At 46.9% G+C, this 256-nt stretch carries 1 protein-coding gene; it reads left to right on the top strand.

Annotated elements, in window-relative coordinates; genetic code table 11:
* The coding region (locus AB4486_RS26015; protein WP_372119640.1) for a DUF429 domain-containing protein at nt 1-256 on the top strand (256 nt) is incomplete at both ends.

The raw sequence follows: 256 nt of genomic DNA on the forward strand, positions 1-256 counted from the left end.
GCTGCAAGGCGGGTTGGCTCGCTTGGATTGTCTCTGACAGTGAGGTTCCTGAGTTTAAGGTAGTAAATACGCTCGATGAGTTAGTTGATGATCTTGCGGAAGCAACAACGTTAATCGACATGCCTATTGGCTTTAGCGATTCGCTTACTCCAGATAGATTATGCGATAAAGCAGCAAGACGTTTTCTCACCAGCAAGCGTGGATCTTCCGTGTTTCCTGTTCCGTGCCGAGAGGCGGTTTACCAAAAAGATTACAT

The sequence above is a fragment of the Vibrio sp. 10N.222.55.C6 genome, from assembly GCF_041473395.1.
In the GTDB taxonomy this organism is placed as follows: Bacteria; Pseudomonadota; Gammaproteobacteria; order Enterobacterales; family Vibrionaceae; genus Vibrio; species Vibrio crassostreae_C.